This window comes from Labrys sp. WJW (genome assembly GCF_001676615.1).
Taxonomy (GTDB): domain Bacteria; phylum Pseudomonadota; class Alphaproteobacteria; order Rhizobiales; family Labraceae; genus Labrys; species Labrys sedimenti.
Genome location: NZ_LYXZ01000001.1, coordinates 214093 through 236699 on the forward strand (window position 1 = coordinate 214093; position 22607 = coordinate 236699).

20 protein-coding genes are annotated in these 22607 nt (G+C 66.2%); all 20 read left to right on the forward strand.

The genetic code is table 11. From position 1 onward, the window contains the following. From asnB to BA190_RS01005, 20 genes are read left to right on the forward strand one after another with little or no spacing between them, the layout of a single operon-like run. Positions 1–1830: an asparagine synthase (glutamine-hydrolyzing) gene (gene asnB, locus BA190_RS00910; RefSeq protein WP_245314479.1), complete on the forward strand. Its 1830-nt coding sequence runs from the start codon at positions 1–3 to the stop codon at positions 1828–1830. Beyond that, positions 1808–2914 carry a glycosyltransferase family 4 protein gene (locus tag BA190_RS00915; protein WP_156771307.1) on the forward strand — a complete coding sequence of 369 codons (1107 nt, stop codon included), beginning with the start codon at positions 1808–1810 and terminating at the stop codon, positions 2912–2914. Before asnB ends, BA190_RS00915 begins: the two co-directional genes overlap by 23 nt. Continuing rightward, positions 2895–3767 (forward strand): ABC transporter permease, encoded by an 873-nt coding sequence (locus BA190_RS00920; protein ID WP_202908404.1) that lies wholly within the window; start codon positions 2895–2897, stop codon positions 3765–3767. Before BA190_RS00915 ends, BA190_RS00920 begins: the two co-directional genes overlap by 20 nt. 24 nt (positions 3768–3791) lie before the next feature. Next, complete coding sequence (locus tag BA190_RS00925) at positions 3792–5018, forward strand: ABC transporter ATP-binding protein (RefSeq protein ID WP_068281528.1); 1227 nt, start codon at positions 3792–3794, stop codon at positions 5016–5018. Next, complete coding sequence (locus BA190_RS00930) at positions 5015–5851, forward strand: FkbM family methyltransferase (protein ID WP_068281529.1); 837 nt, start codon at positions 5015–5017, stop codon at positions 5849–5851. Before BA190_RS00925 ends, BA190_RS00930 begins: the two co-directional genes overlap by 4 nt. A gap of 5 nt (positions 5852–5856) precedes the next feature. Then, on the forward strand, positions 5857–6744 hold the full coding sequence (locus BA190_RS00935; protein WP_245314502.1) for a glycosyltransferase family 2 protein: 888 nt from the start codon (positions 5857–5859) through the stop codon (positions 6742–6744). Position 6745: 1 nt separating this feature from the next. Beyond that, positions 6746–7678 carry a glycosyltransferase gene (locus tag BA190_RS00940; RefSeq protein WP_068281531.1) on the forward strand — a complete coding sequence of 311 codons (933 nt, stop codon included), beginning with the start codon at positions 6746–6748 and terminating at the stop codon, positions 7676–7678. Then, positions 7675–9051, forward strand: coding sequence for a glycosyltransferase (locus tag BA190_RS00945; RefSeq protein ID WP_082979361.1), 1377 nt, complete (start codon positions 7675–7677; stop codon positions 9049–9051). Before BA190_RS00940 ends, BA190_RS00945 begins: the two co-directional genes overlap by 4 nt. Then, the gene (locus tag BA190_RS00950) at positions 9048–10088 is read left to right on the forward strand and encodes a glycosyltransferase family 4 protein (protein ID WP_068281532.1); all 1041 of its coding nucleotides are present in this window, start codon (positions 9048–9050) and stop codon (positions 10086–10088) included. Before BA190_RS00945 ends, BA190_RS00950 begins: the two co-directional genes overlap by 4 nt. Beyond that, positions 10085–11374 carry a glycosyltransferase family 4 protein gene (locus tag BA190_RS00955; protein WP_068281533.1) on the forward strand — a complete coding sequence of 430 codons (1290 nt, stop codon included), beginning with the start codon at positions 10085–10087 and terminating at the stop codon, positions 11372–11374. The genes BA190_RS00950 and BA190_RS00955 overlap by 4 nt, the downstream gene beginning before the upstream one ends. Next, positions 11371–12633 carry a glycosyltransferase gene (locus BA190_RS00960; protein WP_068281534.1) on the forward strand — a complete coding sequence of 421 codons (1263 nt, stop codon included), beginning with the start codon at positions 11371–11373 and terminating at the stop codon, positions 12631–12633. The genes BA190_RS00955 and BA190_RS00960 overlap by 4 nt, the downstream gene beginning before the upstream one ends. Next, complete coding sequence (locus BA190_RS00965) at positions 12630–13913, forward strand: glycosyltransferase (RefSeq protein WP_068281535.1); 1284 nt, start codon at positions 12630–12632, stop codon at positions 13911–13913. The genes BA190_RS00960 and BA190_RS00965 overlap by 4 nt, the downstream gene beginning before the upstream one ends. A gap of 2 nt (positions 13914–13915) precedes the next feature. Continuing rightward, complete coding sequence (locus BA190_RS00970; protein ID WP_082979362.1) at positions 13916–15106, forward strand: glycosyltransferase family 4 protein; 1191 nt, start codon at positions 13916–13918, stop codon at positions 15104–15106. Next, positions 15106–16542: a hypothetical protein gene (locus tag BA190_RS00975; protein ID WP_068281537.1), complete on the forward strand. Its 1437-nt coding sequence runs from the start codon at positions 15106–15108 to the stop codon at positions 16540–16542. Before BA190_RS00970 ends, BA190_RS00975 begins: the two co-directional genes overlap by 1 nt. 23 nt (positions 16543–16565) lie before the next feature. Beyond that, positions 16566–17513 carry an exostosin family protein gene (locus BA190_RS00980; RefSeq protein ID WP_068281538.1) on the forward strand — a complete coding sequence of 316 codons (948 nt, stop codon included), beginning with the start codon at positions 16566–16568 and terminating at the stop codon, positions 17511–17513. Then, positions 17510–18700: a glycosyltransferase gene (locus tag BA190_RS35650; RefSeq protein ID WP_068281539.1), complete on the forward strand. Its 1191-nt coding sequence runs from the start codon at positions 17510–17512 to the stop codon at positions 18698–18700. The genes BA190_RS00980 and BA190_RS35650 overlap by 4 nt, the downstream gene beginning before the upstream one ends. Beyond that, entirely contained in the window at positions 18693–19466 is a 774-nt protein-coding gene (locus tag BA190_RS00990) for a glycosyltransferase family 2 protein (protein ID WP_068281540.1), read from the forward strand. The genes BA190_RS35650 and BA190_RS00990 overlap by 8 nt, the downstream gene beginning before the upstream one ends. Before the next feature lie 16 nt (positions 19467–19482). Beyond that, positions 19483–21291 (forward strand): carbamoyltransferase C-terminal domain-containing protein, encoded by a 1809-nt coding sequence (locus BA190_RS00995; protein WP_068281541.1) that lies wholly within the window; start codon positions 19483–19485, stop codon positions 21289–21291. Beyond that, positions 21275–22123, forward strand: a complete 849-nt coding sequence (locus BA190_RS01000; protein WP_068281542.1) for a hypothetical protein — start codon at positions 21275–21277, stop codon at positions 22121–22123. The genes BA190_RS00995 and BA190_RS01000 overlap by 17 nt, the downstream gene beginning before the upstream one ends. Further along, complete coding sequence (locus BA190_RS01005; protein WP_068281543.1) at positions 22120–22605, forward strand: hypothetical protein; 486 nt, start codon at positions 22120–22122, stop codon at positions 22603–22605. The genes BA190_RS01000 and BA190_RS01005 overlap by 4 nt, the downstream gene beginning before the upstream one ends. Positions 22606–22607 lie beyond the last annotated feature (2 nt).

Sequence of the window (22607 nt, forward strand, 5' to 3'; positions counted from 1 at the left end):
ATGGCTGCCTGCCTGATGTGCGGCGTCGCCGGCATCTTCGCCTATCATTATGCGGCCAACGCCATCAGCCGCCCGGAACTGAGCGCGATGAGCCGTCACATGGCCCGGCGCGGGCCCGACGCCAATGGCGAATGGTTCGATCCGGCCGGACGCCTGGGCCTGGCGCATCGGCGCCTCGCCATCATCGATCTCGCGGACCGCGCCTTGCAGCCGATGGCGAGCGCCGATGGCCGCCATGTCATCGTCTTCAATGGCGAGATCTACAATCACCTCGCCTTGCGTGAGACCTTGCAAAAGGAAGGTGCCGAATTCAGGACCCTATCCGACACCGAGGTGCTGCTGCATCTCTACGCCCGCTGCGGCGACGCGATGGTCATGCGGCTGCGCGGCATGTTCGCCTTCGCCATCTACGATACGCTCGCCCATACCCTGTTTCTGGCGCGCGATCCCTATGGCATCAAGCCGCTCTATTACAGCGATGACGGCTGGGTGTTCCGCTTCGCCAGCCAGGTCAAGACCTTGATTGCCGGGGGCGGCGTCTCCCGCGACCGGGATCCGGCCGGTGATGTGGGCTTCTATTTGCTCGGCAGCGTGCCCGAACCCTTTACCTGCTTCCGCGAGGTTCGGGCCCTGCCGGCGGGCTCGACGATGCTGGTCGATCGTGCCGGCGCACGGGTGCCGCGCAGCTATCACCGGGTGGCGTCCGTCTATGGCGCTGCGGAGCATGATCCGGGAGAAGGACGCGGCAAGCCCGCAGCCTTTGCCGACATTGCCCTGGACTCGGTGCGGCATCATCTGGCCGGTGATGTCGAGGTCGGTGCCTTTCTTTCCGCCGGCGTCGATTCCGCTGCCCTCGTCGGCCTCATGCGCGACGCCGGTGCCCGGCAGATCAAAACGATCACCATCGGATTTGAGGAATTCGCCGACACGCCGGCGGACGAGACATCCCCAGCCGCGGACATCGCCCGCCTCTATGGCACCCGCCACGTCACGCGCATGATCACCAGAAGCGAGTTCGAGGCCGATCTGCCGCTTTTCTTCGAAGCCATGGACCAGCCGAGCATCGATGGTCTCAACACCTGGTTTGCTGCCAAGACGGCCGGCGAGCTCGGCCTCAAGGCAGTGCTGTCAGGGCTCGGCGGCGACGAGCTTCTGGGCGGCTACCCTTCCTTCCGGGACATTCCCCGCTGGGTGAGGAGCTTGCAGGTGCCTTCGCGCATCCCGCTGCTCGGCAAGAGCCTGCGCAAGCTCGGCAAGCCGCTCGTCGAGCGGCTGCGCCTTCATCCCAAGCTCGCCGGCCTGCCCGAATATGGTGGATCCTATGCAGGCGCCTACCTGCTCAAGCGCGGGCTCTATTTGCCCTGGGAATTAAGCGAGGTCCTCGATCGCGACACTGTCGAGGCAGGCCTGCGCCGCCTCGGACCCTTGAAGCTGATCGGGGCCCAGCTGCACGGGCGGTCGAAGGAGCCCTTCGCGCGCGTCGCAACGCTGGAATCGAGCCTTTATCTGCGCAACCAATTGCTTCGCGACGCCGATTGGGCCGGCATGGCGCATTCCGTCGAAATCAGGACCCCCCTGGTCGACAGCGAGGTGCTCGAGCGTTCGGCCCGGCTCGACCTGCGGGGCATCGCCGGCAAGGCAGCGCTTGCCCGGGCTCCGACGCAGCCTTTGCCGCAGGCCGTGCTCGACCGGCCCAAGACCGGTTTCGCCCTGCCGATCGCCGAGTGGCTGCAGGCATCCCCCCTCGGTCCAGCGCCGGCTCGGCGCAAGCCGCTCCGGCACGGCTGGGCGCGCGACTGGAGCCGCCTTGTCCATCGCCAGTTCGCATGACATGGCTTCGCGGCCGCTGAAGATACTGGCCTTGTTGACCGATGGCTGGGGCATGGCCGGCGGCATTGCCCGCTACAACCAGGATTTTCTCACCGCTTTGGCCGCAAGCCCCGCAGTGGGGAATATCGTCATGCTGCCGCGATCAGCGGGGGATGCCGCGGGCCTGCCCGCCGGGGTCGTTCAGCTTGCATCCCGGGCAGGCCGGGTGGCCTATAGCCTGGCTGCCTTCAAGCAAGTACGTTCACAGTGCTACGACCTGATCTTCTGCGGCCACCTCTTCATGGCTCCGCTTGCGGCCGCGCTTTCCAGGTTGGCTCGAATACCGCTCTGGCTGCAGTTGCACGGCATCGAGAGCTGGGCCAGGCCGAACCTCGCCATCCGCCGGGCCGTGCGGCAGGCCGACTTGATCACCGCCGTCAGCCGGGCCACCCGAAGCCGTGCCTTGGAATGGTGCGACATCGAGCCGGAGCGCCTGCGCGTTCTGCCGAATACGGTCGATGGGCGCTTTTCGCCGGGCGCACCGCCTGCCGAGCTCGCCGCTCGCCTGGGCACGCGGGGACGCAGGGTGATCCTCACCGTGGGCCGCCTGTCCTCGCAGGAACGCTACAAGGGCCATGACCGCGTCATTGAGGCCCTGCCCCAGATCAGGAGCCGCCATCCCGACATACTCTACCTCATCACCGGCGACGGGGATGACCGCGACCGCCTCGCCCGGATCGGGCAGCGGCTGGGGGTATCGGAGCTGATGCGTTTCACCGGGCCGGTTTCCCAGGCACAACTGCCGGATATCTATCGCCTGGCCGACGTCTTCGCCATGCCCAGCACCGGAGAGGGGTTCGGCATCGTCTTCCTGGAGGCGGCCGCCACGGGGCTGCCGATCGTCGCGGCCAGGAGGGATGGCAGCACCGATGCCCTGGCGGACGGAGAACTCGGCACCCTTGTCGACCCCGACGCCCCGCAGGCTCTCGCCGAAGCAATCACTGCCTGTCTCGATAGAAATCGGCCCGAACCGGAGCAGCCCAGCCGCTTTGCCTTCTCCCAATTCGCCGCACAGGTCGACCATCTTGTATCAAGCCGATTCTGATCCAATCAGGGGCAACCGGCCTCCGCCGGAGCCAACGCCGACGGTCACGATCATCGGTCCGGACCGGCTGTGGAGCTTTGCCGACCTCTACGAGATCTGGCGCTATCGTGACCTCGCCTGGGTGCTGACGGAGCGCGATATCAAAGTCCGCTACAAGCAGACCGTGCTGGGTTTCGCCTGGGCGATCATCCAGCCCGTTTTGCTGATGCTGATCTTTTCGGTGCTGTTCGGGCATCTCGCCAAGATCCCCACCGATGGCTCGCCCTATCCGATCTTCGTCTATGCCGGCCTTCTGCCCTGGGTTTTCTTCTCCAACGCCCTGGCCGCGGCAGCCGGATCGCTGATCGGCTCCGTCAACCTGATCAGCAAGGTCTATTTTCCCCGCCTGATCATCCCGCTCGCTTCCACGGGGGCTGGCCTGGTCGACTTCCTGGTCACCACAGCCATATTGCTGGTGATGATGCTGGTCTACGGCGTCGGCTGGAGCATCAACCTTCTCGCGGCCCCTCTCCTGATGGCCGGAGTCATTCTCTGCGCGCTGGGCATCGGCATCGGGCTTTCGGCTCTCACGGCAACCTATCGTGATTTCCGCTTTGTCGTGCCCTTCCTGCTGCAGTTCTGGATGTTCGCCACCCCGGTCGTCTATCCGGCCAGCCTGGTGCCCGAACCCTGGCGCTGGCTCTTGTTCCTCAACCCCATGGCCGGGCTGGTGGAAGGTTTTCGCTCTGCGTTTCTCGGGCATCCTTTCGATTGGCTGTCGATCAGCCTCTCGCTGCTCCTGTCGCTCGGGCTCTTCGTCCTCGGCGTGTGGTATTTTGAACGGGTGGAGAGGCGCTTTGCGGATATCCTCTGAGGCCGAACGAAGAGCTCGCTCACGATGAGTGCGCCGAGCATCCGGGCCCTCGGGGTCAGCAAGGAATATGTCAGGGGCGGCCATAACCCCTCCCTGCGTACCTTTCGGGAGGCACTGGTCGGGACCGTCACCGGGCGTTTTCGCCCCTCGGCAAGGCCGGCCCTCAAGGATGACCGCTTCCTCGCTTTGTCCGACGTCTCATTCGACGTCCATCCCGGCGAAGTGATGGGGATCATCGGACGGAACGGGGCCGGAAAATCCACGCTCCTCAAGATCCTCTCGCGCATCACAGCGCCGACGACGGGCCGTATCGAAGTAAGAGGCCGGATTGCCAGCCTCCTGGAGGTTGGCACCGGCTTTCATCCCGAGCTGACGGGGCGGGAGAATATCCGGCTGAACGGTGCCATCATCGGCATGACGAGCAGCGAGGTCGCCCGCAAGTTCGATCGAATCGTCGCTTTTTCGGAGGTGGAGAAATTCATCGATACACCGATCAAACACTATTCGAGCGGGATGTATACCCGCCTGGCCTTCGCCGTCGCCGCCCATCTCGAGCCGGAAATCCTGATCGTGGACGAGGTCCTTGCCGTCGGCGATGCGGAATTCCAGAAGAAATGCCTGGGCAAAATGAACGAGATCGCCGGCCAGGGCCGGACGGTCCTGCTCGTCAGCCACAATCTCAGCGCGATCGGCGCCCTGTGCCAAAATGCCATCCTGCTGGACGGCGGACGCATTCTCCATCACGGCGCCGCCGCGGACACCATCGCGCATTATTCCGGTCTTTTCCGGGGCGATGATGGTGTCGTGGTCGAGGACAAGCCCCCCTCGGGGCCGCATATTGCCAGCGCAACCTTGGCCACCAACCAGATCCTCTTCGGCGAGAAGCTTGCCGTGACCTGCATGATCCAGTCCCCGAATCGACGGCGTGTAGCGATCGAGGTCGAGATCCACGACGGGCTGGGCCGCAAGCTGATCTATTCATCGACGGCCCCCATGCACGGCCAGGAATTCGACATTTACCCCGGCGCCAACCGCTTGATGCTGGAGATTGGCGCCCTTCCGCTGGCACGGGGAAGCTATGAGCTTCACCTGTGGCTGTCCAAACCCTGGGTCGAGGAGTTTCATCGCCTGTCCCAACCCATCTGCTTCGATGTCGTGCAGTCCGATCCGGGGCGTGTGGGCTTCGATTTTCAGCAATCCTATGAACGCGGATGCGTGGCCGTGCCGATCACCTTTGAAAGGCAGGAATGACCACGGCCCCCTCGATGCCGCCGCACGCCCGGATTCTACGCTGCTACTGGCACATGCCGGACCATCCGATGAAACTGCGGCTTTACGACTGGCTGCGCGCCAGCCGGCCCTTCCGCCATGTCACGGCCCGCTTTGCCTTCGGGACGTTCAAGCTGGATCTCGTCGACTATGTGCAGCATGCCATGTTCCTGCACGGCTCCTACGAACCAAAGAGCCTCGCCCTGTTTCAATCCCTGATCGGGAGCGGTGAAACGGTGATCGACCTCGGCGCCAATGTCGGCCAATACACTGTTGCAGCCGCACGCATGGTGGGACCGGCCGGACGTGTCATCGCCATCGAGCCCCATCCGGGCGTTTGTGCCCGGCTCCTCGACAATATCCGGCTGAGCAAGGTCCACGATCGCGTCCTGCCGGTCACCTCCCCGCTTGCCGGCACGACCGGCTTCATCGAATTCGGCCTTCCGGAAGCCGGAGCGCTTGGCACCATGCGGCCGAGGAGACCGGATGAAACGCGGCGCCTCCTCACCATGGGCGTCAGAATCCGAGAACTCGCCGAACGGTTGGAGATCGATGCCATTGCCGTGATGAAGATCGATATCGAGGGCCAAGACCTCTCCGTCATCGACGACATGTTCCGCAGTTCCATCCTTCGGCCGCGGCATATCCTGTTCGAGTATCTTCCCTCCCGCTTCGACTACGCGATCGCGGCCCCCCATCTGGCAGGGTATTTTGCAGACTTCGGATACGAACTGCTGACGATCGACGGCATTGCCTATACGCCCGAGCAGGACGTGCCGGAGGAGAACCTTTGGGCGCGGCGGATATCGGCTTGAAGCGAATGCCCCGGCTGGCGCTCGTCTCCGTGGTGGTGCCGACCTTCCGCCGTGTCGAGCGGCTGCCCACCCTGCTCGCAAGACTGTCTGTGATCGACCAGGCCTGCGATCTCGATGTAATCATCATCGACCAGACGCCGGGAGCCGACCTTTCGACGCTGCAGGGCTTTTCGGAGCACTTCGCTTGCCTGCGGTTCATCAGCCTCGCTCAGGCCAATGTCTCCAGGGCTCGGAATATCGGCGCGAAAGCAGCGTCCTGCGACATCCTGCTGTTCCTCGATGACGACATGGAACTTGAAAGATCCTACATTCCGCGTGTGCTCTCGCTGATGCGCGAGATGCCCCTGGATGTATTTGGCGCGGTTTGGCCCGGTCAGGGCGTGATAGGACGGGCGGACGGCAGGCCGTTGACCGGGCGTGGCGATGACCCTTTGGTTTTCCTGCCCACCTGCGCACTGGCCATGCACAGGCGTGATTTCCTGGCGACGGGCGGGTTCGACGAGCGGCTCGATCGTAATTTCGAGGACGCCGAATTCTCCCATCGCCTCAAGCGACAGGGGCTGCGTCTCGTCCGTCATCCTGATTTGCAGGCTCAACACCACGACCGGCAGGAAAACGGTACCTGGTATTCCCGTTCGCTGATGGAAGCGGCCGCGCGCCTGATGCGGCAGACGGCGTATTTCCGCCGCAAGACCGGGCGCGGCTGGCCGGATGTACTCCTCGCCTTGCTGCGCGTGATCGCCAGCGAGACGCGCCGGCCCGGCCATCTGCGTGGCGGCTCGCAACTCTCAAGGGCGGCGGCCCTGGGCGTGTCGCTTCCCGCGGCGCTGATCTACGCAGCGCGCTCCCCTCTCCTCGCCCATGCGCCATCCTCCAGCGGAAGAGCGGGCTGACATGCCGCCCCCGCCAGGCGTTGCCGTCGTCATCCCCTGCTACAATGCCGGCCGCACCTTGGCGCAGACGCTCGAAAGCGCCATCGACCAGCCCGGCCTCGCCGAACTCGTCGTCGTCGACGACGGCTCGAGCGACGGCTCGGCCGAGATCGCCCGGCGCTATCTGCCTGCCGATCGCGTCATCGAGGGTCCCAATCGCGGCGTCTCGGCGGCGCGCAATCGTGGCATCGCCGAAACCTCCTCCGAATGGCTGCTGTTCCTCGATGCAGACGATCTGCTCACGCCCGGCACCATCGAACGGCGCCTTGCCGTCGCCGAGGAGGCCGATGTGGTCGCCTGCGACTATCAGGACTTGAGCACGGACGAGCAAGACACTGCCACCCTCTCGCAGGCCCGCGGCATCGACTGGCCGGCGCTGCGCCAGGACGCGGAAAGAGCGATCGCCAGCCATGTCTGGATCACCACGGGCGCCCTGCTCTATCGCCGCCGACTGGTCGAGGCGATCGGTGGCTTTCGCCCCGATCTGCCGGTGATCCAGGACGCCCGCTTTATGTTCGATGCGGCCTTTCACGGAGCACGTTTCGTGCCCAGCGCCCATATTGGCGCCCGTTACCGGATCACGGCACAGAGCCTGTCGCGGCGTCAGCCGGTGCAGTTCTGGCGCGACGTACTCCGCAATGGGCGGCAGATCGAGGCGCTGTGGCGCGAGCGCGGCACCCTCACTTCGGACCGCATCGACACACTGTGCGACCTCTACGACAATGCCGGGCGTGGCCTGCTGCGCTGCCGGGACCAGGGCTTTTTCGAAGCGAGCGCCGCAGGCCGTACGCTCGGCCTTCGCCAATCGCGGCATACGCGTATCGCAACGCCGCTCGCCCGCCTGCTGGGGCTGCGCGCCGCGCATGGCCTGCTGTCGATGATGGGGCGGCCATGAGCGAGAAGCCAGCCGATGTCGTCATGGCGACCGCCTGGTATCCGCCCTATGATCTCGGCGGCACCGAAGTCTATCTGGAAGGGCTGGTGCAGGAACTCTCGCACAAAGGCCTGACATGTGCCGTGCTCGCGCCGCGAGCGCCGGGCGCGCCGGACCGCTACGAGCATCGCGGCACGACGGTGTGGACCTATCCGGTCGAGTTGCCCGAGGCGAGACAGCCGGGACCAGGCACGCGCAGGCATGGCCAGTTCGATCGTTTCGAAGCCCTGCTGAGGCAGAACCCGCGCGCCATCTATCACCAGCATTCCTGGACGACCGGATGCGGTCTCGACCACCTGCGCGCCGCCCGCGCACAGGGGCTGAGAACCGTTCTGACCTTTCACGTCGCCGGAACCGTGTGCCTGCGCGGTACCTTGCTGCGCTTTGGAGAGGCGCCTTGCGATGGCCTCGTCGAGGAGATCCGCTGCGGCGCCTGCTGGGCCGAGAGCCGCGGCGCCCCCCGCGTTGCTGCCTGGGCGGTCGGCCGGCTGCCCCGCGCCCTCGCCGCCAGGGCCCTGCAAGGCCATACGCGCTTGGCCACCGCACTGTCGGCAAGGGCGCTCGCCATCGGGAAGGAACGGGACCTCAGCGAGGCCTTCGCGCTCAGCGACCGCCTTGTCGCCGTCTGCCAGTGGCTCGCCGACACATTGGCGCGCAACGGCGCAGCGCCCGACAGGCTCGCGCTCAGCCACCATGGCCTCGCCGCCTCCTATCTGGCGGAGGTCCAGCAGGCGTCAGCTCGAAAGAGATCCGAGGGTACCGGGCTGCGGCTCCTCTATCTCGGGCGATGGGACAGGGCCAAGGGCATTCATGTCGCGGTCGCCGCTCTCCGCAGCCTGCCGGCGGAAACGCCCGTCGAACTCGCCATCCACGCCATCGGCGCCGCTGAGGACGATGGCTATGAGGCCGAAGTGCGGGCCCTGGCCGCGGGCGATCCGCGCATCCGGTTCCACCCGCCCCGGCCTCATGCGGAGATCGCCGATACCCTGGCCGCGCACGATGTTCTTGTCGTGCCTTCGCTCTGGCTGGAAACCGGTCCGCTGGTCGCGCTGGAAGCGCAGGCAGCCGGCCTCTACGTGCTGGGATCGGATCTCGGCGGCATCGCCGAACTCCTGGCGGGGACGGATGCCGGCGAATTGCTCCGGCCGGGCGCCGTGCCGGACTGGGCCAAGGCAATCGAGCGGCTCGTCGCTCGCAAATCCCAGGGCCCCCTGCCGAAATTCCAGGGCCATCTGCGCAGCCAGGCCGATGTCGCAGACGACATGATCCACCTCTACCGATCGCTGCCGCCCGCCCTCACCCCGGAAGACCGGCTCATACGGCTCGCGCCATGAGGATAGCCCTGACCTGCGATCCCGAGCTGCCGGTGCCGCCGCAATTCTATGGTGGCATCGAACGCGTGGTCGACATGCTGGCGCGCCGCTTGGTGGCACGCGGCCATGAATTGACCCTGTTCGCGCATCCTTCCTCGCAATGCCCGGTGCCGAAACGCGCCTGGCCCGGCGCGAGCAGTCTTTCGCGTTTCGATACGCTCAGGAATGCCGGCGAACTGGCAAGGGCGATCGCCGGCCAGCGTTTCGACATCATCCACAGCTTCTCCCGATTGGCCTATCTGGCACCGCTCCTGCCGCTCACGATCCCCAAGCTGATGACCTACCAGCGCGAGATCAGCCCGCGCACCACCGGGCTGGCGCAGCGCCTATCGCGGGGCACGCTGCAATTCTCGGCCATCAGCGAGCATATGCTGCGCCATGTCAGGCATATCGGCACCTGGCACATCGTTCCCAATGGCGTGCCGAGCGAGACCTACAGTTTCCGCAGGCAGGTCCCGGACGACGCGCCACTGGTGTTCCTGGGGCGCGTGGAGGAAATCAAGGGACCGCATCTGGCCATCGCGGCGGCGCGGTTGGCCGGCCGGCGGCTGGTCATCGCCGGCAATCTGGCCGGGGAACATCGGGCCTGGTTCGAGACCCATGTCGCTCCGCATCTGCGCGACGGCGATATCGACTATGTCGGGCCAGTCGACGACCGGCAAAAGGACGAGCTGCTCGGCGGTGCGGCCGCACTGCTGATGCCGATCCTGTGGGAAGAGCCGTTCGGCATCGTGATGGCCGAGGCGATGGCATGCGGCACGCCGGTCATCGGCTTCAGGCGCGGCGCCGTTCCCGAAGTGGTCGAGCATGGCCGCACCGGCTATGTCGTCGACACCGTCGAGGCGATGGCGGCGGCCATCGCCAAGCTCGATATGATCGAGCGAGCCGCGTGCCGGCAGCGGGTCGAGACACTCTATAGTGAGGATGCGGTCACCGACCGCTATCTTGAGATCTACGAGGCCATGATCGCAGGGCGGGCTCCGAGGGCTCCTGCATGAAATCGGTGCTGAGCTATCCCGGCACCATGCCGCACGCCCAGCAAATCGCCCTGGCGTTGCATGAACAGGGCTGCCTGAAGACCTTCGTGACCTCTTTCCATTACTCTGCGCAAGGTTGGGGCGATCGTCTGCTGCGCGCCCTGCCATCAAGCCAGGCGGCGGCGCTGAGGGAGCAATTGCTGCGCCGTTCGATCGAGACGGTTCCGCACAGCCTCGTGCAGGCCTATCCGGCCTGGGAGATCCTGCGCAGCATCGCGGCCAAGGGCGGCGCCGGGCCGGTGACCGTCGACCGGCTCTGGGACCTGATGAGCCACCGCTTCGACGCCGCCGTCGCCAGCCGCCACGTGCCCGGCGCCGACGCCATCCATGCCTTCGAATATACGGCGCTGGCGAGCTTCCAGCGTGCCGCACAGGAAGGAGCGGCGCGCATCCTGCATTTGCCCTCCCTGAGCAGCCGGCAATTCGAGAGCATCCGCCGGCGCGAACTGGCACGCTGGAAGCAGCTCGACGATGCCAATGCCGCCTATTTCTCGGAACGCTTTACCCGAAGGCAGGCACGGCGCGACGATGAGATCGGCCTCGCCGATCTCATCGTCGCCAATTCCGCCCTCACCGCCCGCTCCCATATCGCCGGCGGCGCGGATCCGGCCAAGATCCTCATCGTTCCCCTCGGCGCTCCCCCGGTACCCGATCGGGCCCGGCCCCCGCGCGGCAACGAGACGGGCGCTTTGAAGGTTGTTTATGCCGGCAACGTCACGCTGGGCAAGGGCGTGCCCTATCTGCTCGAAGCCTGGCGCCGATTGCCGGCCACTGATCATGCCAGGCTGGATATCTATGGCCGGATCGGGCTGCCTGCCGACCTTCTTGCCCCAGCGGATGACACCATTCGCTTTCATGGAGCCAGGCCGCGCGCCGAACTGTTCCAGGCCTTCGAACAGGCCGATATCCTGGTGTTTCCAAGCCTTGCCGATGGTTTCGGCATGGTCGTCGCCGAGGCGATGGCCCAGGGCCTGCCGGTGATCGTCACGGACATGGCGGGGGCTGCCGATCTCGTCACGCCCGAGAACGGGCTCGTCATTCCCTCCGCCGATGCAGAGGCTTTGACACAGGCCCTTGCCTGGTGCCTCGACAACCGCCCGCGCCTGCAGGCCATGCGCGAGGGCGCCCTCGAGACGGCCCGCCATCATCAATGGCCGGCCTATCGTGCCGCCCTGGCCGACGGGCTCAGGCAGCATCTGGATGATTCCGGTCGGGGTTCTCACGCGCTGCAGATGGAGCGGACATGACGTCCCCCCGCCCGGGATCGCATATCTGCATCCTCACCCCGGGCCAGCTCGGATCCAATCCGCGCGTGGTCAAGGAGGCCCATGCCCTGCACGAGGCGGGCTTTACCGTCACCGTGGTCGCCACCCGCATGCTGGAGGGCGTGGAACCGCGCGACGAATCCATCCTGAGAGGAGCGCCGTTCCGGATCGAGCGCCTCGACCTGCGCTCGCGGACGGGCTGGCGCCTGCGCCGGCTCGGCCAGGAGCTCGCGGGGGCGGTGCACGCGGCGAGCGGCAGGCGCCTTTTCAACTCCCGGGCGTTCAGCGTATTCACGCCTCCTTTGATGGCCGCAGCCAGCCGCATCGCAGCGGATCTCTACATCGCCCATTATCCGCCGGCCCTACCGGCCGCCCGGGCCGCGGCCCAACGCTTCGGGGCAGGCTATGCCTACGACGCCGAGGACTTCCATCTCGGCGAATGGCGCGACGGCCCGGCAGCCGAGGCGAACCGCTCGCATCTGCGCGCCATCGAGGCGGCCGCCTTGCCAGGGTGCCGCTATATCACCGCCGCCTCACCCGAGATTGCGCAAGCCTATGCGCAAGCCTATGCGGTGCCCCTCCCGCACATCGTGCTGAACAGCTTTCCGCTGTCCGAGGCTCCGGATCGTCGAACTGCCAGGGGCATGGCGGACCCGGGCCCCTCGCTTTACTGGTTCTCGCAGGTGATCGGCCCGGATCGCGGCCTCGAATGCGCAATCAGGGCGATTGCGAGGGCCGCTTCAAGACCGCACCTCTATCTGCGCGGCCATGTGGACGCACCATATGCAGGTCAGTTGCGGAGCCTTGCGCAACGGGAGGGCGTGCCGGAACACCTGCATTTCCTGCCCTCCGCGCTGCCCGGCGAGCTCGTCCGGCTGGCCGCCAGCCATGATCTCGGCCTGTGCGCCGAACCCGGGCACACCGCCAACAATGCGTTCGCCCTCTCCAACAAGCTGTTCACCTATCTCATGGCCGGGCTCCCCGCGGTTCTCTCCGATACGCCGGCCCAAAAGGCATTCGCTGGCTTGCATCCGCTAGCCACCGCACTCTTCACTGCCGGCGATGCAGTGAGCCTGGCCGCGAGCCTCGACGGCCTGCTGCAGAATCCGGCGCGCCTGGCGCAAGCGCGTGCGAACGCTTTCGATCTCGCGCAGAAAACCTATAATTGGGACCGGGAAAGCGCGATCGTGGTCGGTCTGGCGCGCCAAGCCCTGGACGGTTCGTCGCGGAGGCGGGCATGACCGTCTCGCGCACCGTCCTCATCGTCTCCCCTTATTTTCCGCCGTCCAATCTGGCCTGCGTGCATCGGGCCCGGCACCTGGCCAATCACCTGCCGGCGGCGGGCTGGACCCCTGTCGTCCTCTGCGTGGACGACCGCTTCTACGAGCAGGAACCCGATCTCCTGCTCGGCAGCCTGGTCTCGCCGGACCTGGAGATCGTCAAGGTTCCCGCCCTGCAGGCCCGCATGACGCGCCGTTTCGGTGTCGGGGATCTCAGCCTGCGGGCCTGGTCGGCTCTTTCCAGCCGCGCGGCCGACCTGCTCTCGGCCAGGCGGATCGACGCCGTGCTGATCACGGGATCACCCTTCTACCCCATGCTGATGTCGCGCTGGATCGAGCCGAAATTCGGCGTGCCCGTGGTGCTCGATTTCCAGGACCCCTGGGTTTCGGCCTGGGGCGCGGACCAAAAACGGTTGAGCAAGGCCGGGCTCTCCCACCAGCTCGCGCTTCGCCTCGAAGGGCCCGCCTTGCGCAAGGCCCGCTTCGTGACATCGGTCTCCGAACGCCAGAATCAGGAACTGGCGGCGCGCCATTCCTGGCTCGACGCGTCACGCATGGCGGCACTGCCCATCGGCGGGGATTCCGGCGATCTCGACCTCCTCCGGGCCATGCCGGGCATCCGCCAGAACCGGCTCGATCCAGCGATGATCAATCTGAGCTATGTCGGCACCGCCTTGCCGCGATCGCGGAGACTTTTCCGCGCCCTTCTCAAGGGTCTTGCCGAAGTAAGAGGACGCCAGCCGGCTCTTGCCGCGCGCCTGCGCCTGCATTTCATAGGCACCAGCAACCAGGCCGATGGCGGTGATACGTTCTCCATCCTTCCGCTTGCCGAGGCGGAAGGGGTCGCCGATCTCATCGTCGAGACCCCGCAGCGCCTCGCCTATGCCGAAGCACTCCAACTGATGGCCGGGTCGCACGGCCTCCTTCTAGTCGGCTCGGAGGAGGCTCATTACACCGCGTCCAAGATCTATCCCGCCTTGCTGACGAAGCGCCCCTATTTGTCACTGTTTCACCACCTGTCCAGCGCCCATGCCCTTCTCGCGGCCGCCGGCGGGGGCATCAATCTCTCCTTCCCCGATGCTAACGGCCTGGCCGGCCTGTCGCCGGAGATCGCCGCCGGATTGGAGCGCCTGGCTCTCGACCCCGCCGGCCTCGGGCAGGCCCGGCAGGATTGCCTGGAACCCTTCTCGGCTAGGGTGATTGCCGGCCGCTATGGCGCCATTTTCGACGGGCTGCGCTGACCATGCGCCTGGCTGTTCTTACGTCCCATCCCATCCAGTACCAGGCCCCGATCTTCCGGGAGCTCGCCAGGCGCATGGATCTGGAGGTCTTCTTCGCCCACCGCCCCACGCCCCGGCAGCAGGCCGATGCCGGCTTCGGGGTTGCATTCGACTGGGATATCGACCTCCTCGCCGGCTATCCCAACCGCTTCCTCGCCAACAAGGCCAGGAACCCGGGCGTGGACCACTTCTTCGGCTGCGATACGCCGGCCATTGCCCAGGCATTGCAGGAGGGCGGCTTCGATGCCCTGCTCGTCTGCGGTTGGGCGCTGAAATCCTATCTCCAGGGCATTGCCGCCGCCCGGCGCCTCAACATGCCCGTCCTGGTAAGGGGGGACAGCCATCTGCTGACACCACGTCGGCGGCTGAAGGCCTGGGCCAAGCAGGCGGCCTATCCCCGCCTGCTGCGCTTCTTCGATGCGGCGCTCTATGTCGGTCAGAACTCGCTGGCCTATTACCGCCATTATGGCTATCCGGCCGAGCGGTTGCACTTCTCACCCCATTGCGTCGACACGGACTGGTTTGCCGCACGGGCGACGCCGCAGGCCCGCCAGGCCCTGCGCGCCGACCTCACAATTGCCGAGGGTAGCCGGGCCATCGCATTCGCGGGCAAGCTGGTCGAACGCAAGCGGCCCCTCGACCTCATCGAGGCCGCCGCCTTCTGCCGCGCCGAAGGGCGCGAGATCGAGGTGATGATTGCCGGCGATGGCCCGATGCGCGAGGCGGTTCTGGCACAGGCCGCGCAACTCGGGGTGCGGCTGCATTTCCTCGGCTTTCGCAACCAGAGCGAAATACCGGCCGTCTATGCGGCCTGCGACGGCCTGGCGCTGCCCTCCTCCGGGCAGGAAACCTGGGGCCTGGTGGCCAATGAGGCCCAGGCCTGCGGGCGACCCGTCGTCGTATCGGACCAGTGCGGCTGCGCGCCCGACCTCGCCGCCGACCGCGACACCGGACGCATCTTCGAAACCGGCAATGTCGGGGCACTCGCCTCGGCTCTCGCCGACCTGCCGACCGGCGCTGCTGCACAGAAGGCCCTTGCGTCGCTGGTGCGCCGCTACAGCGTGGGTGCCGCCGCCGAGGGCATCGAGGCGGCCCTGTCTTCCTGCCTCGAGAGAGCCTCCTTCCATCACCGGACATCGGAGGTCCCGACCTGATGCCGATGTCGGCCACTTCCCCGCGCTCGTCAGCGCCGCTGCCTGGCGCCGTGATCGTCGGCGCAGTGCTGCTCGCCATCCTGAACCTGCCGGGCGAGAACGCCCTGCTCACCACTTTCAGCCTGGTCGTCCTCGTGGCCGGCGTCGCCCTGCTATGGCGGCCGGGCGAGCCGCCGATCGGGCTTTTCATCTTCGCCTATCAATGGCTGCAGGCGTCGATATCGGCCTTCCATGCCAATTGGCTCGGCATCGATGTCAGCGCCTATACGATCTATGGCGGGGACAACAAGTCGGCGATCCTGCTGACCCTGGCCGGCCTGCTCTTCCTGGCGCTGGGCATGCGGCTCGGCAGCGGCCCGCCCGACAGGGCTGCGAGCCGGCAAGCACGGGAAGCCGTGCTGGCCCGGCCCCTCGCCACGTGGTTCTTCCTCTATGTCGCGGCTTCGATCGTCGCGGTCGGTGCCCTCCAGGCTGCCGCGCTCAGTCCCGGGCTTGCGCAGCCGCTCCTGGCCCTGGCCGGGTTGAAATGGGCGTTCTTCATGATGTTCGCCTATGCATCCTTCGTGCGAAACCAGCTGGGCAACCCCTTGTTTTCCTGTTCCTTTCTTGCCGAATTGGCCATGAGCACGGGCGGGTATTTCTCCGATTTCAAGACGGTGATGTTCTTCACCCTCTTTGCCACGGCCATGGCCGGAACGCGCCTGCGCGGCCTTCACATCGCGGGCGGAGCGATCCTGGTCTGCCTGATCGTCGTCAGCGGGATCCTGTGGACGGCCATCAAGGAGGATTATCGCAATGCCGCCTCCGGCGGCTCGGCCTCGCAGGCCGTCACGCTCGACCTCGGCGACCGGCTGGGCACCATAGCCCAGCTCCTCGGCAGGCTCGACGGCGCCTCGATGTCGGAGGCGACCGGGAAGATGCTTCACCGCATCTCCTATGTCGAGTTGTTCGCAGTAGTTCTCGCCCGCGTGCCGCAGACCATTCCCCATGAAAAGGGCGCGCTCCTCCTGGATGCGGCGAGCCGCCCCTTCATGCCGCGCATCCTGTTTGCCGAGAAGAGCCAGGTCGACGACACCCGCCGCACCAACTATTACACCGGCGGCCTGTCGGGCACCTATCGCGGCACCTCGATCAGCCTGGGCTACATGGCCGAGCTCTATATCGATTTCGGTCCCTTGCTGATGATGGCCGTCATCCTGCTCTTCGGCTGGCTCTATGGCCGCATCTACCGCTGGCTGGTGCATTCTCCGCGAGCCGGACCGCTGCTGGGCTTCACCTCGGCCTGCGCCATCCTGGCCCAGGCCGCTTTGCTGGAAGTCAGCCTGGCGAAACTGGTCGGCGGCGTGATGGTGTCGGTCCTCCTCACCGCCCTGTTCATCCGGCTGGTGGCGCCACGCATGCGCTCCTGGCTGGAGGCCAGGCCGGCAGGACGCTGACAAGACGGATCCGACGCGGCGCCATGCCCCCCTGCGTTCTCCTGACGGCCTTGCGGGAAAACCCCGCTCTCTCGAAAGCCCGCAGGCTGACGGTGCTGCATCCGCCGTCGGCCTTCCGGATCGCCGCCGGCGACGAGGTCCCCGACATCGTGTTGCACCTCGACAGCGGCTATGTCGGCCTCGCCGACCTGCCGCAATTGCGGCGCCAGATCAGGGCCCATCCTGCGGCCAGGCACTTCCTGTTCTCGGAATCCGACTGGCCCTACGCCGTGCTGCCAGGAGCCTATCCATCCCTCACCAGGGCCCTGCCCTGGGCGCGGAGCTGGAGCTATCTGCCCGACCCCGACCACTCCGTACCGGCTGCCCCCTTGCCGCCGAAGGAGCAGGCCTGTCTCTTCTCCTTTCTGGGCCGGACCGGCACCCACCCGATCCGAGAGCGTCTCCTGGCCCTCGACAGCCCGGATACGCCGTGCCTCGATCTCGCAGCGGCGCCGGACCGCTTTACGGATTTCGATTACGACAGGACTTATCGCGAACTGCTGCTCGGCTCGCAATTCGTCCTTTGCCCGCGTGGCTTCGGCGCCGCCAGCATCCGCCTTTTCGAGGCGATGGCCCTCGGCCGCGCACCGGTGATCATCGCCGATGCCTGGCTGCCGCCTCCCGATATTGCCTGGCGGGACTTCAGCCTGTTCGTCGCCGAAAAGGACGTCATGCGCATACCTCACATCCTGAACGAGGCTCGCGGGGAGGCCGCTTCCATGGGCGAACGCGCGCGCCGGGTCTTCGCGGCGCATTTCGCACCGGACGTCTTCTTCGACCGCCTGCTCGCCATGCTGGTCACTCTCCCCCACCAAACGGGCAGCGCCGCGATGGCCGGGCGCGCCTGGAGGGCACTGAGCTGGCGCGAGGGCTATTCGCTGGCGCATCGGGTCAAGACCCGGTTCCACACCGCGGCGGGGACGAGGTCTTGACCCTGCGCTGTCTCCATGTGGTGCCGACCTATCTGCCGGCACTACGCTATGGCGGGCCTATCCATGCCGTGCACGGCCTGTGCCGCGCCTTGGCAGGCCGGGGCTGCGACGTGCAGGTCTACACCACCAATGTCGACGGCGAGGGCGTCCTGCCCGTTCCGACCGACAGGCCAGTGCAGCTCGACGGGGTGAATGTCCACTACTTTCCGGCCGGGCTGGGACGGCGCCTCTACCGCTCGCCCGCCATGGGACGCACGCTGGCGCAGAACATCGCATCCTTCGATGTCGTGCATCTGCATTCGGTGTTCCTGTGGCCGACCACCGCCGCGGCCAGGCTCGCGCGACGCCACGCCATTCCCTATCTGCTCGCCCCGCGGGGAATGCTGGTCGGCCCCCTGATCCGGCGCAAGAGCCGGCTGCTGAAATCGACCTGGATCCAGGCCTTCGACCGGGCCAACCTCGCCGGCGCCGCCGCCCTGCATGTGACCAGCCGATCCGAACGCCTCGAAATCGAGAAGCTGGGGCTGCCGGCCCGGGCATTCGCCCTGGTGCCCAACGGCATCGACATGCCGCCCATCGGTGCCGGCCTCCCCCCAAGGGATCATGCCCGGCCCTATATCCTGTTTTTGGGGCGGATCAGCTGGAAGAAGGGCATCGAACGCCTGATCGATGCCATGCAATTCGTTGGCGATGCCGATCTCGTCATCGCCGGCAATGATGACGAGGGTGAAACCGCCCGGCTGACGGCACGCGCGGCAGCATTGGGGCTCGATGCCCGTATCCGCTTCGTCGGTCCCGTGCACGGCGAGGAGAAATGGTCCCTGCTGCGCAACTGCGCCGCCTTCGCGCTGGCCTCCCATTCGGAGAATTTCGGCAACGCCGTCCTGGAGGCGATGGCCTGCGCCCGCCCCGTCATCGTCACCCCCGAAGTGGGGCTGGCCGATGTGGTCGCCGACGCCGGCTGCGGCCTCGTGGTCGAAGGCTCTGCTCCGGCGCTCGGCGCGGCGCTTTCCTCGCTGCTGGCAGACCCGGATCTGGCCGCACGGCTGGGACAGGTCGGCGAAAAGACGGCACGCGAGCAATTCTCCTGGCCGGGCATTGCAAGGGCCATGCTCGATGTCTACCAGGAGGCCATCCTCGCTCAGGCGGGACAAGCCGCTCTCGCCGGAAGCCCCTTGCATGTCTGAATTGATCGCGCCGCAGACGACCGTCCTGGTCCTGAGTTTCAACGAGGCTCCCAACCTGGCGCGCTGCCTCGACCGGCTCGGCTGGGCACCGCGCATCCTGCTGATGGACAGCGGCAGCACGGATGAGACCCTCGAAATCGCCGGCCGATATGCCAATGTCGATGTGGTGCACCGCCCCTTCGACAGTTTCGCCGGGCAGTGCAATTTCGGCCTTGGCCTCATCGACACCCCCTGGGTGCTCTCGCTCGATGCCGACTATGAATTGAGCCAGGATCTCGTTGACGAAATCCAGTCCCTCCGCGAAAGAACCGCGCAGGGCTATTCGGCGGCGTTCGTCTATCGCATCCACGGCAGGCCCCTGCGCGGGACGCTCTATCCGCCCCGCACCGTGCTCTATCGCCGGCAGGCGGCGCGCTACCGCGACGAGGGCCATGGCCATCGCGTGAGGGTGGCGGGCGAGGTCGGCACCCTGGCCGCCCCCCTCTATCACGACGACCGCAAGCCCCTTCTCAGATGGGTCGATTCCCAGAAGCACTATGCGCAGATCGAGGCGGACCACCTACTCTCGACCCCGAAGGAGGCGCTGAGCCGGGTCGACCGCCTCAGGCTGAAGGCATGGCCGGCACCGCTGCTGGTGTTCTTCTACACCTTGTTCCGGAAAGGTGCCTTCCTCGATGGTTGGGCGGGCTGGTACTACACTCTGCAACGCGTGATCGCCGAATGCCTGATTGCCTTGGCGCTGATCGATCGGCGCCTGGCAAAATGACGAGAAGGGTTCCGGCTTGATCATCCTCGGCCTCAATGCCTACCACGCCGATGCCGCGGCCTGCCTTCTCAGAGACGGGCAGATCGTCGCCGCCGCCGAGGAGGAGCGCTTTCGCCGCATCAAGCATTGGGCAGGGTTTCCCAGCCAGGCCATCGCCTATTGCCTGCAGGAGGCCGGTGTCGGGCTTGGGGTTGTCGACCATGTCGCCGTCAACAGCGACCCGAAGGTGCATCGCCTCGAGCGCCTGGCCCATCTGGCGCGTCACAGGCCCGATCTCGCCCTCGTGCTCGACCGCTTCAGGAACAGGCGCAAGCGCCTCTCCGTCGCCGATGAGCTGGCCGTGGCCTTTCCCGGACAGCGTTTCAAGGGCTCGGTGCATCGGGTCGAGCATCACCTCGCCCATCTGGCATCGGCCTTCTTCGCCTCCCCTTTCGAGGAGGCAGCCGTCCTGTCACTCGACGGCTTCGGCGATTTCTCCTCCACGGCGTGGGGCAGCGGGCATGGCAATGCGATCGCCATCGAAAAACGGGTACTGTTTCCCCATTCCATCGGCCTGTTCTACCAGGCGCTCACCCAATATCTCGGCTTTCCGCACTATGGCGACGAATACAAGGTCATGGGCCTGGCGCCCTATGGCAGGCCCACCTTCCTCGACAGGCTGCGGCGCGTCGTCAGGCTTGAAGCGGCGGGAACTTTCGCTCTCGATCTTCGCTATTTCCGGCACCATCGCGAGAAGATCGCCTTCGACTGGCAGGGCGGGGCCCCGGTCTTCGCCCCGCTTTACTCGGACGCCTTGGAAGGCCTGCTCGGCCCGGCGAGGGCGCCGAACGAAGCACTGACCGAACGCCATCACGACATCGCATCCTCGGTCCAGGCCCTCTATGAGGAGGTCCTGGACCACATCCTGCAGGCCGTCTGGGACAAATATCGCCTGCCGAACCTCGCTTTGGCCGGCGGCTGCGCCCTCAATTCGGTGGCCAATGGCAAGATCCGGCAAACCACCGCCTTCCGGCATCTTTATGTGCAGCCCGCAGCCGGCGACGCCGGCGGTGCTCTCGGCGCCGCCCTGGCTCTGTGGCACCAAACCGGGGGCAGGCGCACAGCCGCGATGGACCATGCCTATTGGGGACCGGCCTATGCCCCCGATGACATCGATCAGCTCTTGGCGGCTGAAACCGCCAATCTCGCCGCCATGGGCTGTGACATCCGGCATTTTGGCGATGATGGCGAGCTTTGCCGGGAGACGGCCTCAGCCATCGCGGCCGGCCATGTCGTCGGCTGGTTCGACGGGCGCATGGAATGGGGACCGCGCGCGCTCGGCAGCCGCTCCATCCTGTGCGACCCCCGCCGGGCCGACATCAAGCAGCTTCTCAACCACAAGATAAAGCGCCGCGAGTCGTTCCGGCCGTTCGCGCCGTCCATTCTCACCGAGCATGCCGCTGATTGGTTCGAGGGCATCGACGAGGTGCCGTTCATGACCGAGGTCCTCCCGGTCCGGCGCGACAAGCGCGCGCTCGTGCCGGCAATCACTCATGTGGATGGCACGGGCCGGCCGCAAACCGTGCAACACCATGCCAACCCGGCCTATCACACGCTGATTTCCGCCTTCTTCGCGCAGACCGGCGTTCCCATGGTGCTCAACACCTCCTTCAACGAGAACGAGCCTATCGTCTGCACCCCGCGCGAGGCGCTCGACTGCTTCCTGCGCACGCGCATGGACATTCTGGTGCTCGGGCATGTGATAATCCGGCGCCGACAGGACGTCGCGCCTGCCGCCATGCCCGACAGCCGGCACGCCGCCGATAAGCATGTCGCCGGTTCCTGAAGCCAAAGCGCCCTCGCGTACCGTCTCCTGCCAAGCCGTCTATGGGTGGTGCCTCGTCCTCGTCTGCCTGGAATGGCTATATTATCGGCTGGCCCAGCAGCCTTTGCGGCAGATCGGCGACCTGCCCAATGTGATCTCGGTCCTGGAAGTGATCGAGATCGCGATGATCGTCCGCCTGATCGGCCGCGAGCAGCGCGATACCCCTTTCCGGGCCGGTGAGGCCGCCTTCGCCCTCGCAGCGATGGCCACCTGTGTGCTCGTGCTGCGCCAAATACCACTCGCCGCCGCGCTGGCGCTCGCCATCCTTGCGGCGTGGCGTCTGCGAAAGCGCCCTTCCTGCCGCGCCTCGGCCCTCGCGTTGCTGGCTTTCATCGCCCAATTCGTGCTTCTGGGCTGGCCTTTCCTCGTCCTTCACAATGTCGTCGGCCTGCTCGATGCCACGGTGGTGCGAACCGCGCTCCAGATGGCGGGACAGGGGGTGTCGGGCTATGGCACCTATATCCTCCGCCCCGCCGACAATATCGGTTTCGACGTGATGTGGGGCTGCGCCACCTCGACCACTTTGATCCAGAACCTGACGGCCTATGCCATCATCGCCATCGGCTTCGGGGGACCGCTCCGTCGTTCCGACCGCAAGGCATTTCTACTGATCATTGGCACCACCTTCGCCTTGAACTGGCTGCGGCTGGTACTGATCTGCGCCTCGAAGGAAGGATATCTGGTCTGGCATGAAGGCACGGGCGCGAGCTTCCTGGCAGCGTTCTATGCCGTGTTGATCCTCGCCCTTTCCTATTACCGGGCCAGGCCCGCGCAAATGCAACGCTCCGCATGACCCGCCTGTTCCATCTCCTGGCTGCCGCGCTCGTGGCGTGTTCCCTCGCCCTGGCCATCCGTCAGGCTCGCCTTCCCCCCCAAACTGCCCCGGAAGCCCAGATCGCGTCGGCTTTCGCGAAGGCCGGCTTTGCGCTCTCGGCCCAACGCAAGACCGCGCTCGGGCCCGAACTCTCCTTCACGCGGCCCGATTGCGCCATGCCGACAAGAGCAGTGCTGACGGAAACCATCCACCGTGACGCCACCCCACTCCTCGCCGACATGTCGAGCGCCGATGAAGAGCTGATCACCGTCTATGGCGGTACCGCCGTGCCCAGCCTGCATTTGCGAGATCTCGCCTGGCCGTGGTTGCGGCGAAAGCTCGGCGTCATGCTCGGCCTTTCCCGCTCGAGCCCCTGGGACTCAATCGGCCTCGCCGTCTTCTCGCCCCGCCAGTGCAGGAACAACGGCCTCGACTGGTCAGCTCTGCTCACCAATCCCTGAGC